Origin of the sequence: Streptomyces sp. NPDC086766, from assembly GCF_044746005.1 — a bacterium.
Lineage (GTDB): Bacteria > Actinomycetota > Actinomycetes > Streptomycetales > Streptomycetaceae > Streptomyces.
Window position 1 is genome coordinate 494050 of record NZ_JBIVBI010000002.1, and the last position, 13231, is coordinate 507280.

Genomic DNA, 13231 nt, shown 5'->3' on the forward strand with positions numbered 1-13231 from the left:
AACGGTGCGTGAGACCGGCCACGGGCCGTCGGCCCGGCCGCCGGTGGGTCGTGCGCCGAGGGCTACGCTTCAGGGGTGAGCAGCGAGCAGACCCCCGCCCCCGAAGCCCCCGGCACCGCGGACGCCGCCGGCCCCCGCCCGCGGCGGCTGACTTACGCGGCGGCGCTGGTCGCGCTGGAGGGATGCGCGCTGCTCGCCGCCGGGGTGTGGATGCTCGTCCTCGGGGCCACGGGCGACGGCGGCGACCGTCAGCAGGCCGTCACCGGCGGGATCACGGTGCTCGTGCTCGCCCTGCTGCCGCTGCTCGCCGCCCGCGGGCTGCTGCTGCGCCGCGGCTGGAGCCGGGGGCCGGCGGTCATCACCCAGATCCTGGCGCTGCCCGTCGCCTACCAGCTGCTCCAGGCCGACAGCGTGGCCGTACCCGCGGGCATCGCGCTGGCCGCCGTGGCCGTGGCCGCCCTGGTGCTGCTGGTGCACCCGGCGACGACCCGGGCCCTCGGGATCAAGGGTCCGGGCCGTGGCCGGGAGACCGAGCGGCAGTAGGCGCACCGGCCGCCCTTCCGGGCCTCGACCAGGACCCTCGTGCGGACGACCTGCGCGCGGCGACCCGCGCGCAACGACCTCCCTGCGGGCTACTCCTCGACCAGCAGCTTCTCCCGCAGCTGGGCCAGCGTCCGGGCCAGCAGCCGCGAGACGTGCATCTGCGAGATGCCGACCTCCTGCGCGATCTGCGACTGGGTCATGTTGCCGAAGAAGCGCAGCAGCAGGATGCGCTTCTCGCGCGGCGGCAGGTCCTCCAGCAGCGGCTTCAGCGACTCGCGGTACTCCACGCCCTCCAGCGCCTCGTCCTCCGCGCCGAGGGTGTCCGCGACCGCCGGGGACTCGTCGTCCGTGTCGGGGACGTCCAGGGACAGCGTCGAGTACGCGTTGGCGGACTCCAGGCCCTCCAGGACCTCCTCCTCCGAGATCGCCAGCTTCTCGGCGAGCTCGTGCACCGTGGGGGAGCGGCCGTGCAGCTGGGAGAGCTCAGCCGTCGCCGTGGTGAGCGCCAGGCGCAGCTCCTGCAGCCGGCGCGGAACGCGCACCGCCCAGCCCTTGTCCCGGAAGTGCCGCTTGATCTCGCCGACGACCGTCGGGGTCGCGTAGGTCGAGAACTCGACGCCGCGGTCCGGGTCGAACCGGTCGACCGACTTGATCAGGCCGATGGTGGCGACCTGGGTGAGGTCGTCCAGCGGCTCCCCGCGGTTGCGGAAGCGGCGGGCGAGGTGCTCGACGAGCGGCAGGTGCATACGGACCAGCTGGTTGCGCAGCTCCGCGTACTGGGGGCTGCCCTCCTTCAGCGCGCGCAGCTCGACGAACAGCGCGCGTGCGCCGCTGCGGTCCTGAGGCTCGTGCCTCGCGCCGTGCGCGTTGGGCACGCCCGGCTCGTCGTCTCGCTCGTGCTCGCTCATCGTCCCGCCCGTTGCCCTTCCCCGAGCCCGCGCCTCCGATCGGCCCGGGGAGACCCCGCCCCGTGCCGTTGGAGGCGCGCCCTGCGCGGCATCGTCCTGATCCCGCGGCCCCTCGCCCGGCAGGCCGGGCACCGGGTGGTCGTCCTCCGGATGCGGTCTGGCCTGCTCGGGGATGCCGTCGATGCCGCTCGCCGGACGCCGGGACCCGGCAGTACCGCTCTGTCCCGGGCCTCCGGTTCCTCCCCCTTCGGCGCCCGCGCCCGAGCGGGAGGACTCCCGGGCGCGAGGGGGAATCCCGCCCTCGTTCGGCAGCTTGCGCGTGCCGCGCTCTTCGTCCCGCACCGGCCCGTCCCCGTTCCTCACGCCGGCCCGGGTCCCGCGCCGCGCTGTTTGTAGAGGCTGATCGACACGGTCTTGTCGTCGTCCACGGCCGAGGAGACCTTGCCCGCCAGCGCGGACAGCACGGTCCAGGCGAAGGTGTCGCGCGACGGCGCGTGACCGTCCGTGGTCGGGGCCGACACCGTGACCTCGAGCGAATCGTCGACGAGCCGGAAGACGCAGCTGAGCACCGAGCCGGGCACGGCCTGCTGGAGCAGGATCGCGCAGGCCTCGTCCACCGCGATGCGCAGGTCCTCGATCTCGTCGAGGGTGAAGTCCAAACGGGCGGCGAGACCGGCCGTGGCCGTACGCAGCACCGACAGGTAGGCACCCGCAGCCGGCAGCCGGACTTCCACGAAGTCCTGGGCCGCGGGCTCGCCTGCGATCTGGGACACCCTCACCTCCAAGGTGGTACAAGCTTTCTCGGGCCGGGGGCCGGCCCCCGGCCAACGCGATACGTGGTTCAGCGGTGACGCTACCGCGCTCTCGACATTCCTGTCCCGGGACCCCAACCGTTGCTGTCACTCATAGTAAAACTACGAATACGCTCCGTGGCTAGAGGTCTGCGGGCCCAAAAGGGAACAGCACGCGCCGGGTTGACGTACCCAGACGTCAGACGGTCGAACCGTCCCGCGGCCCGGTCAGACCAGTACGTGATCCACGAAGCACCAGCGCCAGTCCTCGCCCGGCTCGAAGGTCCGCATCACGGGGTGACCGGTTTCCCCGTGGTGCCGGGTGGCGTGCTGTCCGGGCGAGGAGTCGCAGCAACCGACGTGGCCACAGGTCAGGCACAGCCGCAACTGCACCGGGTGCGTGCCGTTCGCCAGGCACTCCGGACACGTCTCGCTCTGGGCCTCCGGCTCCGGATGCGGCAGCGTGCCGGCGTGCGTGCACTGTTTCATGATTGCCAGATTACGACGGGCACGCGGGTGACCGCGCGGAAAGACGAGGGCGGGCGAGGACGATGGACGTATTGCCGCTGCTGTTGCTGGTGGCGGGCAGCGCCGCGGTGGCCGGGGCCGCCCGCCGCACACCGGTACCGGCACCGCTGCTGCTGGTCGCCGCCGGGCTGGTGGCCTCGTACGTCCCCGGGGTGCCGGACTACACCCTCGATCCCGAGGTGGTCCTTCCGCTGCTGCTGCCGCCGCTGCTGTACACGTCGGCCATCGACAGCTCCTATCTCGACCTGCGCGCACAACTGCGGCCCGTGGCGCTGCTGTCGGTCGGGTACGTGCTGTTCGCGACCTTCGTGGTCGGCTGGGCCGCGTACCTGATCGTGCCCGGACTGCCGCTGACGGCTGCCCTGGTGCTGGGCGCGGTGGTGGCGCCTCCGGACGCGGTCGCGGCGACGGCCGTCGCGCGCCGGGTCGGGCTGCCCTCCCGGATCACCACGATCCTGCAGGGCGAGTCCCTGCTCAACGACGCCACCGCCATCACCGCCTACAAGGTGGCCCTCGCCGCCGCGGTGGGCGAGGGCGCCACCTGGGCCGGCGGGGTGGGCGAGTTCCTGATCGCGGCGGTCGGCGGCGTAGGCGTCGGGCTGGTGCTGATGGCGCCGATCCACTGGCTGCGCACCCACCTGAAGGAGGCGCTGCTGCAGAACACGCTCTCCCTGCTGATCCCGTTCGTCGCCTACGGCGTCGCCGAGCAGCTGCACGCCTCCGGCGTCCTCGCGGTCGTCACGGTCGCCCTCTACCTCGGCCATCGCGCCTGGGAGGTCGACTTCGCCACCCGGCTCCAGGAGGAGGCGGTGTGGAAGATGGTCGCGTTCCTGCTGGAGTCGGCCGTCTTCGCCCTCATCGGACTGCAGCTCCAGATCGTCCTGAGGGGACTCGGGGAGTACGAGGGCGTGGAGGCCGCCTGGTACGCGGTCGCCGCCTTCCTGGTCGTCGTCGCGACCCGGTTCGTGTGGGTGTACCCGGCGACGTTCCTGCCCCGGCTGCTGTCCCGGCGGATCCGGGAGCGCGAGGAGAACCCCACGTGGAGGGGGGCGATGGTGACCGCCTGGGCCGGGATGCGGGGCGTGGTGTCGCTGGCCATCGCCTTCTCGATCCCGGTCACGGTGCACGGCGGCGCCCCGTTCCCGCAGCGCAACCTGATCCTCTTCCTGACCTTCACGACGGTCATCGGGACGCTGGTGGTGCAGGGGCTGACGCTGCCGCCGCTGATCCGGCTGCTGAAGTTCCCCCGCCGGGACGTGCAGGCGCAGACCCTGGCCGAGGCCAACGCCCAGGCGCAGGCGTCACGGGTCGCCGAGCAGCGCCTGGAGGAACTCCTCTCCGACGAGCGCAACGCCCTGCCACCGCCGCTCGCCGACCGGCTCCGCTCCGTCCTGGAGCGCCGCCGCAACGCCGTCTGGGAGCGGCTCGGCCAGGTCAACCCCGTCACCGGCGAGTCGGTCGACGACACCTACCGCCGGCTGTCCCGGGAGATGATCAGCGCCGAGCGGTCGGTCTTCGTGCGGCTGCGGGACGGCCGCTACATCGACGACGAGATGCTGCGGACCCTGCTGCGCAGGCTGGACCTGGAGGAGGCGGCGGCCTACCGGGAGGCGGCGTGAGGGGCGCTCGCGGGGGCGTGCTCGTGGGCGGGGCGGCCGAGCGGGGGGTGCGTGCTCGGCGCCGGCTCGCGGGGTGGTCGCTGGCGGGGTGGTCGCCCGGGCGGCTCGCGCACGAGTGCTCGCGCGCCGCATGGTCGGGGGAGTGCCGGGGCGCGGTGGCGGGCCGCGCGGAACCGCCGCGGTGGATCAGGGCCCGTCCGGGAAGGGGCGGCCCGTGACGACCGCGGCGATCGCCGTCCCGCGCGGGAAGGCGCCCTCGTCGGCCAGGCGGACGAGGGCGTACAGCAGCTTGGCGACGTAGAGACGCTCGACGGGGAGGCCGTGGCGGCGGGTGAAGTCCGCGGCGAAGGCGTCCAGTTCGGGTGTGGTGCGGGCGTAGCCGCCGAAGTGGAAGCGGTCGTCCAGCCACCACTCGCCCCTGCGGCCGCCGAAGGCACGTTCCTGCAGGGCCGCGGTCTCGGCCTCCAGGAAGCCTCCCTTGAGGACCGGTATGCCGAGGGCGCGCCGGCCCGCCCCCAGTCCGGCGGCCAGTCCGGCGAGCGTGCCGCCGGTCCCGCAGGCCACGGCGGCCACGTCGGCGTGGTCGTCGCGGAGTTCCTCGCCGAGCGCGCGGCACCCCCGCACGGCGAGGGCGTTGCTGCCGCCTTCGGGGACCACGTGCGCCTCGTCGGCGTCGAGCGCGGCGGTCCGCAGCAGGGCCGTGAGCGTCTCCGGCTCGGTCTTGCGTCGATAGGTCGACCTGTCGACGAAGAGCAGGCGCATCCCGTCGGCCGCGCACCGGGCCAGCGAGGGGTTGAGCGGGCGGTCGGCCAGCTCCTGGCCGCGCACCACGCCGACCGTGGGCAGACCCAGCAGACGGCCCGCGGCGGCGGTCGCGCGCAGGTGGTTGGAGTACGCCCCGCCGAAGGTGACGACCGTCCGGCCGGCCGCGGCCCGGAGGTTCGGCGCGAGCTTGCGCCACTTGTTGCCGATCAGCTCCGGGTGGATCAGGTCGTCGCGCTTCAGCAGCAGCCGCAGCCCGTGCCGGGCGAAGCGGTCGTCGGCGAGCTCCTGCACCGGCGACGGAAGCCGCGGGGAGAGGGCCGCCGGGCCGGGAGCGGCGGGGTCTGCGCCTGCGGGGTCGAAGCCGGCGGGGCCGGGGGCGGAGGAGCTGGTCACCCGACCATTGTCGCCGTCCGTGCCCCCGCCCGCAGTGATCCATTCCCGCTCTTTCGTGTAATGGCACGAACACGCTCCGTGATGGAAGGCTTGTGCCCGCACAACGATGCCCGGTGCTGATCGATGCCGGGCACGAAAGGGAGGGCAATTCTCTATGTCGGTAGGCGAAGAGGTCCGCACGGAGCAGGGTCGGCCGCAGCAGAGCCTCGGCACCACGGCCGCGCGGAACCTGGCCACCACCACCAAGTCCGTTCCCCAGATGCAGGAGATCAGCTCGCGCTGGCTGCTGCGGATGTTGCCCTGGGTCGACGTCCAGGGCGGCACGTACCGGGTGAACCGGCGGCTGACCTACGCCGTCGGCGACGGGCGCATCACCTTCGTGAAGACCGGCGACCGCGTCGAGGTCATCCCCGCGGAGCTCGGCGAACTGCCGGTGCTGCGGGGGTACGAGGACGAGGAGGTCCTCTCCGAACTGGCCTCCCGCTGCCGGCAGCGGGAGATCGGCGCGGGCCAGGTCATCGCCTCCTTCGGCAACCAGGCCGACGAGGTGTACCTGCTGGCGCACGGCAGGGTCGAGAAGGTGGGCACCGGCCCCTACGGCGACGACCAGGTGCTCGGCGTCCTCGCGGACGGAGCGTACTTCGGCGACCAGGCGCTGCTCGACCCGGACGCCATCTGGGAGTACACGGCCCGCGCGGACACCCCCTGCACGGTGCTCGTCCTGCCCCGCCACGACTTCGAGCAGGTCCTGGAGCGCGCCGACTCCCTGCGCGCCCACCTGCAGCGGCAGCGCTCGATCCCCGCCCAGCGCACCAACAGGTTCGGCGAGAAGGAGGTGGAACTCGCCGCAGGGCACAGCGGTGAGCCGGACATCCCGCACACCTTCGTCGACTACGAGGGCACGCCCCGCGAGTACGAGCTGAGCATCGCGCAGACCGTGCTGCGCATCCACAGCCGCGTGGCCGACCTCTACAACCAGCCGATGAACCAGACCGAGCAGCAGATCCGGCTCACGGTGGAGGCGCTGAAGGAGCGCCAGGAGCACGAGCTGATCAACAACCGCGAGTTCGGCCTGCTCCACAACTGCGAGTACGACCAGCGCATCCAGCCCCACGACGGCGTGCCGGGTCCCGACGACATGGACGAGCTGCTCAGCAGGCGGCGCAGCACCAAGCTGTTCCTCGCCCATCCGCGCGCGATCGCCGCGTTCGGCCGCGAGCTCAACAAGCGGGGACTGGTCCCCGAGACCATCGACATGGGCGGCAGCCGCATCCCCACCTGGCGCGGTGTGCCGATCTTCCCGTGCGGCAAGATCCCGGTCACCGAGGCCCGGACGAGCTCGATCATCGCCCTGCGCACCGGCGAGCAGGAGCAGGGCGTCATCGGGCTGCGGGCGTCCGGCCTCCCGGACGAGATCGAGCCGAGCCTGTCCGTGCGGTTCATGGGCATCAACGAGCAGGCGATCATCAAGTACCTGGTGACCGCGTACTTCTCGGCGGCGGTCCTGGTGCCGGACGCGCTCGGCGTCCTGGAGAACGTCGAGGTCGGCCGTTGGCGCTGACACCTCACGCCCGTCCACGGTGTCCCGGACCGCGCGGCCGGGTACACCCTGGGGGTACGTGCCCGGAACCGGCAGCATCAGCGCCACCGTCCGCGGATTCTCCGAGGGGGATCGGATGGTCGAGTTCATGACGGAGACGACACAGCGTCCCGCCGGAACGCAAGGCCCCACCGGGGTGCCGCGTCCCGCCGGCGCGGCGCGGCAGGCCGCGCAGGAGGCCGGCCGAGGAGGGGACCGGCCTGCCGCGACACTGCCCCACCGCCCCGTCGGCAGCCGGACGGAAGGCCGGGCGGACGCCGCCGACGCACAGGACGCGACGCTGATCCTGGAGCGTGCCCGGACGGTGGTCGATCCCGAACTGCGGTCCGCAGTCGCCTCGCTGCCCGGCGTGATGCGCCGGATCGCGCGCTACCACTTCGGCTGGGAGGAGGCGGACGGCACCCCGGCGGCGGGGCACGGGGGCAAGGCCGTCCGCCCGGCGCTCGTCCTCACCGCGGCCGCCGCGCTGGGCGGTCCCGGGGCGCGGGCGGACGCGGCGCGGGCCGCCGCGGCCGTGGAACTGGTCCACAACTTCACGTTGCTGCACGACGACGTGATGGACCGGGACGCCACCCGCCGGCACCGGGCCACCGCGTGGACGGTGTTCGGCGACAACGACGCGATCCTCGCCGGGGACGCCCTGCAGGCACTGGCCCTGCGGCTGCTCGCCGAGGACCCGCATCCGGCGTCCCCGGCGGCCGCCGCCCGGCTCGCGGCCTGCGTCGTGGAGCTGTGCGCCGGCCAGCAGGCGGACACGGCCCTGGAGCGGCGCGACCCGCGCGAGGTCACGCTCACCGAGGTGCTCGCGATGGCCGAGGCCAAGACCGGCGCGCTGCTGGGGTGCGCGTGCGCCGTCGGCGCGCTGTACGCGGGAGCGGCGGAGGAGGACGTCGAGGCGCTGGACGCGTTCGGCCGGCAGGCCGGGCTCGCCTTCCAGCTCATCGACGACGTGATCGGCATATGGGGCGACCCGGGCCGCACCGGCAAGCCGGCCGGCGCCGACCTGGCCGCGCGCAAGAAGTCCCTGCCGGTGGTCGCCGCGCTCACCTCCGGCACCCCGGCCGCCGCCGAACTCGCCGAGTTGTACGCGCGCCCGTACCGGGAAGGAGAGAGGGAGCGGACCGCGCTGGCCGTGGAGCGGGCCGGCGGACGTGACTGGGCGCAGGCCCAGGCGGCCGACCTGATGGGCCGGGCCCTGGACGAACTGGCCCGGGCCGTCCCGGACCCCGCCCGGGCGGGCGGCCTGCTCGCCCTGGCCGAGTTCGTGACCCGGCGCACCAGCTGAGTCCGCGTCCGGCACCGCCGCGCGGGCCCGTCCGGCCGGCGTGGCGCCGAAAGAAGACCCCGGTGACCCCGGGTCCGTACGGCTCCTGACCCCGTACGGCCGCCGCGGGCACCGGTCCGGCGGGTCCCGCACTTCCCCACGGTGTGCGGGGCCCGCCCTTTCCACCGGGCCGCCGGACCATGCCCCCACCGCGCCGAGTACCCTCAACGCCCGTACGGGGCAAGCCGGTTGAGGCGAAGGGGCTGGCAGATGGGCGTGGAGATCCGGACGGCGGGGGAGAGCGACCGCGAGCTGGTCGTGCGGTTGCTGGACGAGGCCTTCCAGGACGACCCGGTCAGCAGTTGGGTCTTCCCCGGCGACGAGTACCGCCGCGCGACCCATCACCGGCTGATGACCGCCTTCACCGACATCGTGCTCGCCGAGGGCCGGATCGACATCACCGCCGAGGGCACGGCCTGCGCGCTGTGGCTGCCGGTTCCCGCCGGAGGCGACGGCGGCCACTCCGGGGACGGCGGCTCCGAGGCGGACGACGCCGTACGGCTGCGCGAGAGCGTCGACCCGGCCAACGAACGCGTGGAGTGGATCGCCCGGCTGATGGCCGAGGCGCACCCCGCGGACCGCGCTCACGAGTACCTGTGGATGATCGGCGTCGCCCCGGCCCGGCAGGGCGAGGGGCTGGGCACCGCGCTCGTCCAGCACGTCCTGGGCCGCTGCGACCGCGAGGGAGTGCCCGCCTACCTGGAGGCCAGCAGCGCCCGCAGCACCAGGCTCTACGAGCGCCTCGGGTTCGCCCCGACCGGCCGCACCCTCGACCTGCCGGACGGCCCGAGCATGTGGCCGATGTGGCGGGAGCCGCGCGGCTGACCCCGTCCCGGCTCCTCGCGCCTCACTCCTCGGGCACGATCGCCGCCACGATCCGCTCCACCATGCCCTCCGGCACACCCACTCCCGGCAGGACGCCGTCCAGTACCCCGGGCAGTGTCAGGTGCTCCAGGATGAGCCCGAGCACGGCGAGGTAGAGCACCGTGACGGTCTCGTCGCCGCCGGGCAGCCCGGCCGAGCGGTGGAACTCCACGGCTTCCTCCAGGTCCCCGCGCACCGACCTGGTGAAGGAGTCGCGCAGCGCGGGCCGCCGGGTGGCCTCCAGGCGCATCTCCAGCAGGGCCAGGTAGCCCGCGCGGTCCCGGGTCGCGCGTGCCAGCAGGTCGTGCATGAAGGCGGTGACCAGGGTGCGGTCCCGGGGCCGGGCCATCAGCCGGGCCAGCACCTCCGGGTCGGGTGCGAGACGGACGTGCAGCCGGGCGTCGATCTGGCGCAGCAGGTCGTCCCGGCCGGTGAAGTAGTTCGAGGCGGTGCCCACCGGCACGCCCCCCGCGGCGTCCACCGCGCGGAACGTCAGCCCCCGCGCGCCCTCCCGCGCGAGCACCGCGATCCCTGCGTCGACCAGGGCCGCCCGCCGCTCCGGATTGCCGGCCATGCGGAATCCCTTCTGTCACTTGTTTTCGGTGCTGGAAATACCTTGCAACCACTACAAGTGAAGCACTACAACTGGAGTGGTTCGCCCACCCTACGGAAAGAGACCCGCTTGCGAAAGCTCACCTACTTCGTCGCCTGCTCCATCGACGGCTTCATCGGCGACCCGTCCGGGGACGCCTCCTCGATGTTCGCCTTCCTGGACGAGGAGTTCCTCGGGTATCTGAGGTCGACGTACCCCGAGACCATCGCGGCGCAGGGCCGCGCCGAGCTCGGCGTCGAGGACACCGCCAACCGCCACTTCGACACGGTGGTGCAGGGGCGCGGCAGCTACCGGCTCGCCCTGGACGCCGGGATCACCAGCCCGTACGGCCACCTGCGCGAGTTCGTCGCCTCCCGCACCCTCGGGGCCGCACCCGACCCGAACGTGGAGGTGATCGCCGAGGACCTGGTCGGCAGAATCCGCGAGCTGAAGACGGAGGAGACCGGCCTCGGCATCTGGCTCTGCGGCGGCTCGCAGCTCGCGGGCGAGCTGCTCGACGAGATCGACGAACTGGTCATCAAGACGTACCCGCAGGTGTACGGCTCGGGCATGCCGATGTTCGGCTCCGGGTTCGCGGTCACCGACTTCACCCTGGAGTCGGTGCGCACCTTCGCCAACGGGACGATCGTCCGTACCTACGCGCGCCGGCGCTGACCGTCCTACCCTGAGGACATGGGCGGCGAACGACACGTCTGTCCCGACTGCGGACAGCCCGTGGAGACGGTCATCCGGCGGCACAAGACCCTGGGCGCCTGGGTGCCGGTATGGGGGCCCGGGCCGTGCCGGAATCCGGCCTGCGGATCCCGCGCCGGCACCGCGCCCGAGGCGGCTCCCGAAGCGGGCGCGGCGGAGCCGCACGAGTCCGCCCCGGCTCGACAGCCCGACCGGGCTCACGACCCCGACCGGGCTCAGGACTCCGCGCCGGCCGGCGAGGTGGGCAGGGAGAGCCCGGCGTAGACCGCGTTGAGGACGGTGGGCAGCAGGGCGTTGGCGGTGGTCCGGCCGTCGGGCGACAGGGTCAGGTTCGTCCAGATCACGAGCGTGACGTCGTGGTCCGGGTCGTGGCCGATGAAGGAGTTGAAGCCGGGGAGTTCGCCGCCGTGGTAGTACATCGCGGCGTGCGGGCCGAAGCGCTGGTGGGCGATGCCGTACCCGTACTTCCGCCCGTCGGGCGCGGCCGGGTCCTCGGCCCGCGGGCTGTGCAGCCACTGCCGCTGGAACGCGGGGTCGAGGACCCTTCCCCTCACCAGGGCCCGGATCCAGGTGGCCAGGTCGTCCGCGGTGGAGACGGCGCCTCCGGCGGCGGTGGCGTAGGAGGGGTTCTGGTGGGTGTAGTCCCGCGGCCGGAGCCTTCCGGACCGGGCCGCCGCCCGTGTTCCGGCGGGGTAGGGCCGGTCGACCAGCGCGTAGGCCGTCCCGCCGTACATGTAGCCGTGTGCGAAGGGAGCGGGGAGGGACACGTCCTCGGCGCCGGGCAGCGAGGTCCCCGCCAGGCCGAGCGGCGCGAACAGCCGGTCCCGGAACTGCCGGGCCAGCGGGCGGCCGCCCGCCTTCTCGGCGACGAGGCCGAGGAGCGCGTAGTCGGTGTTGCTGTACTCGTAGGACGTGCCGGGCGCGAAGTCCGGCGGGTGCCGGAACGCCAGTGCCAGCATCTCCCGCGGGGTCCGGGCCCGGCCCGGGTCGGCGTCCAGACTCGCCGCGAGTCCGGGCGCGTCGGTGTAGTTGTAGAGCCCGCTGCGCATCCTCAACAGGTCGGCGATGGTGATGTGTTCGCCGTTCGGGACCCCGGGGACGTAGGCGGACACCGGGTCGCTCAGCCGGAGCCTGCCGTCCTGGGCGAGCAGAAGGATCAGCGCCGAGGTCAGGGTCTTGGTGTTGGAGGCGATCCGGAAGTGGTCGCCCGTGGTGGGCGGCCGGGCGGTGCCCCGCTGCGTCGTGCCGACGGCCGCCCGGAAGGTCCCCTGAGGGGTGCGGAGCAGGACCACCGCGCCGGGAACCATGAGCTTCCTCGCCGCACTCGCCACGGCGGACCGGAACCCGGCCGGGTCGATGTGCTTCAGCGCCGAAGGTGTGGGGGCGGAGGCGCGGGCCGTCGCCGCGGTCGGGGAGGACGAGCCGGCCGGGGCGCCGGGCCCCGGGGGCAGGCCGCAGCTCACGACGAGGAAGGCCGCGCACGAGGCCGCGGCACCGGCTCCCGCCCGGCGCGGGAGAGTCGGCGTGCCGTGGTCGGCTCGTGCGTGCCTCATGCCGTCGTCACCACCGCCTGCCCGCCGATCCGGTCGGGCGGCCCGGCCCGCTCCGGGATCCGGGCGGCGGGCCGGTCGGCGCGCGCGTCACCGGTCTCCGGGCCGTTCCATGAACCGCAGCATGTTCCCGGCGGGGTCCCGGAACGCGCAGTCCCGCACTCCGTAGGGCTGGTCCATCGGCTCCTGGACGACGTCGGCGCCGGACTCCTGGACCCGCGCGAAGAGGGCGTCGCAGTCGGCGGTGGTGAAGATGACCCCGCGCAGCACGCCCTTGGCCAGCAGGCGGGCCATGGCCTCCTTGTCGGCGGGGGAGGCGTCCGGGTTCGCGGCGGGCGGCTCCAGGACGATCTCCACGTCCGGTTGCAGCGGCGATCCGACGGTCACCCACCGCATCCCCTCGAACCCGACGTCGTTGCGGACCTCCAGGCCCAGCACGTCCCGATAGAAGGTGAGCGCCTTGTCGTGGTCGTCGACGGCGATGAAGCACTGGCGGAGTTTGAGGTCCATACCCCCAACCTAGGACCGCCGCGGCGCCCCCGCCCGCCTGGGCCGGGTGAACGTCCGTGCGACGCACGCCGGGATCACCGCGCTCTCCTCGTGCGACCGGGCCCGGTACGCGCTCGGCGTCTCGCCGACCAGCTCCGTGAACCGGGAGCTGAACGACCCCAGCGAGGTGCAGCCGACCGCCATGCACACCTCCGTCACACTCAGGTCGCCCCGCCTGAGCAGTGCCTTCGCCCGCTCGATGCGCCGAGTCATGAGATAGCCGTACGGCGTCTCGCCGTACGCCTCCCGGAAGCTGCGCTGGAAGTGGCCCGGCGACATCAGCGCGGTGCGCGCCAGCGCGGCCACGTCGAGCGGCTCGGCGTACTCCCGGTCCATGCGGTCACGGGCCCGGCGCAGCCGTACCAGGTCTTCGGGAGTCATGCGGCCAGCATGGCACGGGAAGGGGCCCGGGGCGCTCGGTAACCGACGGCCGGGCGGAGACGAGACGGACAAGACCGCACCCGGCCCACCGGAACGCCGTGCTCGGCGGC

The 13231-nt window shown here is 73.6% G+C and carries 14 protein-coding genes; 6 read left to right on the top strand and 8 right to left on the bottom strand.

Annotated features, from left to right (window positions below; all coding sequences use genetic code 11):
- Nucleotides 1-75 precede the first annotated feature (75 nt).
- Nucleotides 76-543: a hypothetical protein gene (locus tag ACIPM1_RS05360; protein ID WP_402429170.1), complete on the top strand. Its 468-nt coding sequence runs from the start codon at nucleotides 76-78 to the stop codon at nucleotides 541-543.
- 89 nt (nucleotides 544-632) lie between these two features.
- On the opposite strand, the gene ACIPM1_RS05365 is transcribed toward ACIPM1_RS05360, so the two are convergent.
- The 3 genes from ACIPM1_RS05365 to ACIPM1_RS05375 form a co-directional block, all read right to left on the bottom strand.
- Nucleotides 633-1793 (bottom strand): RNA polymerase sigma factor SigF, encoded by a 1161-nt coding sequence (locus tag ACIPM1_RS05365; protein WP_402429173.1) that lies wholly within the window; start codon nucleotides 1791-1793, stop codon nucleotides 633-635.
- Between the two features lie 17 nt (nucleotides 1794-1810).
- Nucleotides 1811-2224 (bottom strand): anti-sigma regulatory factor, encoded by a 414-nt coding sequence (locus ACIPM1_RS05370; protein ID WP_356186033.1) that lies wholly within the window; start codon nucleotides 2222-2224, stop codon nucleotides 1811-1813.
- A gap of 246 nt (nucleotides 2225-2470) precedes the next feature.
- On the bottom strand, nucleotides 2471-2731 hold the full coding sequence (locus ACIPM1_RS05375; RefSeq protein ID WP_402429176.1) for a UBP-type zinc finger domain-containing protein: 261 nt from the start codon (nucleotides 2729-2731) through the stop codon (nucleotides 2471-2473).
- Nucleotides 2732-2793: 62 nt separating this feature from the next.
- Between ACIPM1_RS05375 and ACIPM1_RS05380 the strand changes: the two genes are divergently transcribed.
- Nucleotides 2794-4389 carry a Na+/H+ antiporter gene (locus ACIPM1_RS05380; RefSeq protein WP_402429179.1) on the top strand — a complete coding sequence of 532 codons (1596 nt, stop codon included), beginning with the start codon at nucleotides 2794-2796 and terminating at the stop codon, nucleotides 4387-4389.
- Between the two features lie 186 nt (nucleotides 4390-4575).
- On the opposite strand, the gene ACIPM1_RS05385 is transcribed toward ACIPM1_RS05380, so the two are convergent.
- Nucleotides 4576-5547 (bottom strand): 1-aminocyclopropane-1-carboxylate deaminase/D-cysteine desulfhydrase, encoded by a 972-nt coding sequence (locus ACIPM1_RS05385; protein WP_402429182.1) that lies wholly within the window; start codon nucleotides 5545-5547, stop codon nucleotides 4576-4578.
- Between the two features lie 154 nt (nucleotides 5548-5701).
- Here ACIPM1_RS05385 and ACIPM1_RS05390 point away from each other — a divergent pair, with 154 nt between their 5' ends.
- The 3 genes from ACIPM1_RS05390 to ACIPM1_RS05400 all read left to right on the top strand — a co-directional run bounded on the left by ACIPM1_RS05390 (nucleotide 5702) and on the right by ACIPM1_RS05400 (nucleotide 9296).
- Nucleotides 5702-7108 carry a family 2B encapsulin nanocompartment shell protein gene (locus ACIPM1_RS05390; RefSeq protein WP_356186042.1) on the top strand — a complete coding sequence of 469 codons (1407 nt, stop codon included), beginning with the start codon at nucleotides 5702-5704 and terminating at the stop codon, nucleotides 7106-7108.
- A 127-nt stretch (nucleotides 7109-7235) separates the two neighbouring features.
- The gene (locus tag ACIPM1_RS05395; protein ID WP_402429185.1) at nucleotides 7236-8432 is read left to right on the top strand and encodes a family 2 encapsulin nanocompartment cargo protein polyprenyl transferase; all 1197 of its coding nucleotides are present in this window, start codon (nucleotides 7236-7238) and stop codon (nucleotides 8430-8432) included.
- A 249-nt stretch (nucleotides 8433-8681) separates the two neighbouring features.
- Nucleotides 8682-9296 carry a GNAT family N-acetyltransferase gene (locus ACIPM1_RS05400; protein ID WP_402429188.1) on the top strand — a complete coding sequence of 205 codons (615 nt, stop codon included), beginning with the start codon at nucleotides 8682-8684 and terminating at the stop codon, nucleotides 9294-9296.
- A 22-nt stretch (nucleotides 9297-9318) separates the two neighbouring features.
- Here ACIPM1_RS05400 and ACIPM1_RS05405 read toward each other — a convergent pair whose 3' ends face one another.
- Nucleotides 9319-9909, bottom strand: coding sequence for a TetR/AcrR family transcriptional regulator (locus ACIPM1_RS05405; protein ID WP_402429191.1), 591 nt, complete (start codon nucleotides 9907-9909; stop codon nucleotides 9319-9321).
- 108 nt (nucleotides 9910-10017) lie between these two features.
- On the opposite strand from ACIPM1_RS05405, the gene ACIPM1_RS05410 reads away from it, so the two are divergent.
- A complete protein-coding gene (locus ACIPM1_RS05410; RefSeq protein WP_402429194.1) occupies nucleotides 10018-10602 on the top strand; it encodes a dihydrofolate reductase family protein in 585 nt (194 codons plus the stop codon).
- A 254-nt stretch (nucleotides 10603-10856) separates the two neighbouring features.
- Here the strand turns inward: ACIPM1_RS05410 and ACIPM1_RS05415 are convergent, their stop codons facing one another.
- From ACIPM1_RS05415 to ACIPM1_RS05425, 3 genes are all read right to left on the bottom strand, one after another.
- Entirely contained in the window at nucleotides 10857-12194 is a 1338-nt protein-coding gene (locus ACIPM1_RS05415; RefSeq protein ID WP_402429197.1) for a serine hydrolase domain-containing protein, read from the bottom strand.
- Nucleotides 12195-12281: 87 nt separating this feature from the next.
- Nucleotides 12282-12701 (bottom strand): VOC family protein, encoded by a 420-nt coding sequence (locus tag ACIPM1_RS05420; protein WP_356186059.1) that lies wholly within the window; start codon nucleotides 12699-12701, stop codon nucleotides 12282-12284.
- Nucleotides 12702-12710: 9 nt separating this feature from the next.
- The gene (locus tag ACIPM1_RS05425) at nucleotides 12711-13121 is read right to left on the bottom strand and encodes a helix-turn-helix transcriptional regulator (protein WP_356186061.1); all 411 of its coding nucleotides are present in this window, start codon (nucleotides 13119-13121) and stop codon (nucleotides 12711-12713) included.
- Nucleotides 13122-13231 lie beyond the last annotated feature (110 nt).

Bases quoted from the DNA above. Each gene is read 5' to 3' on its own strand.
- ACIPM1_RS05395 (WP_402429185.1), top strand. From the start codon at position 7,236: ATGACGGAGACGACACAGCGTCCCGCCGGAACGCAAGGCCCCACCGGG.
- ACIPM1_RS05375 (WP_402429176.1), bottom strand. From the start codon at position 2,731: ATGAAACAGTGCACGCACGCCGGCACGCTGCCGCATCCGGAGCCGGAG.
- ACIPM1_RS05415 (WP_402429197.1), bottom strand. From the start codon at position 12,194: ATGAGGCACGCACGAGCCGACCACGGCACGCCGACTCTCCCGCGCCGG.
- ACIPM1_RS05420 (WP_356186059.1), bottom strand. From the start codon at position 12,701: ATGGACCTCAAACTCCGCCAGTGCTTCATCGCCGTCGACGACCACGAC.
- ACIPM1_RS05405 (WP_402429191.1), bottom strand. From the start codon at position 9,909: ATGGCCGGCAATCCGGAGCGGCGGGCGGCCCTGGTCGACGCAGGGATC.
- ACIPM1_RS05400 (WP_402429188.1), top strand. From the start codon at position 8,682: ATGGGCGTGGAGATCCGGACGGCGGGGGAGAGCGACCGCGAGCTGGTC.
- ACIPM1_RS05390 (WP_356186042.1), top strand. From the start codon at position 5,702: ATGTCGGTAGGCGAAGAGGTCCGCACGGAGCAGGGTCGGCCGCAGCAG.
- ACIPM1_RS05425 (WP_356186061.1), bottom strand. From the start codon at position 13,121: ATGACTCCCGAAGACCTGGTACGGCTGCGCCGGGCCCGTGACCGCATG.
- ACIPM1_RS05380 (WP_402429179.1), top strand. From the start codon at position 2,794: ATGGACGTATTGCCGCTGCTGTTGCTGGTGGCGGGCAGCGCCGCGGTG.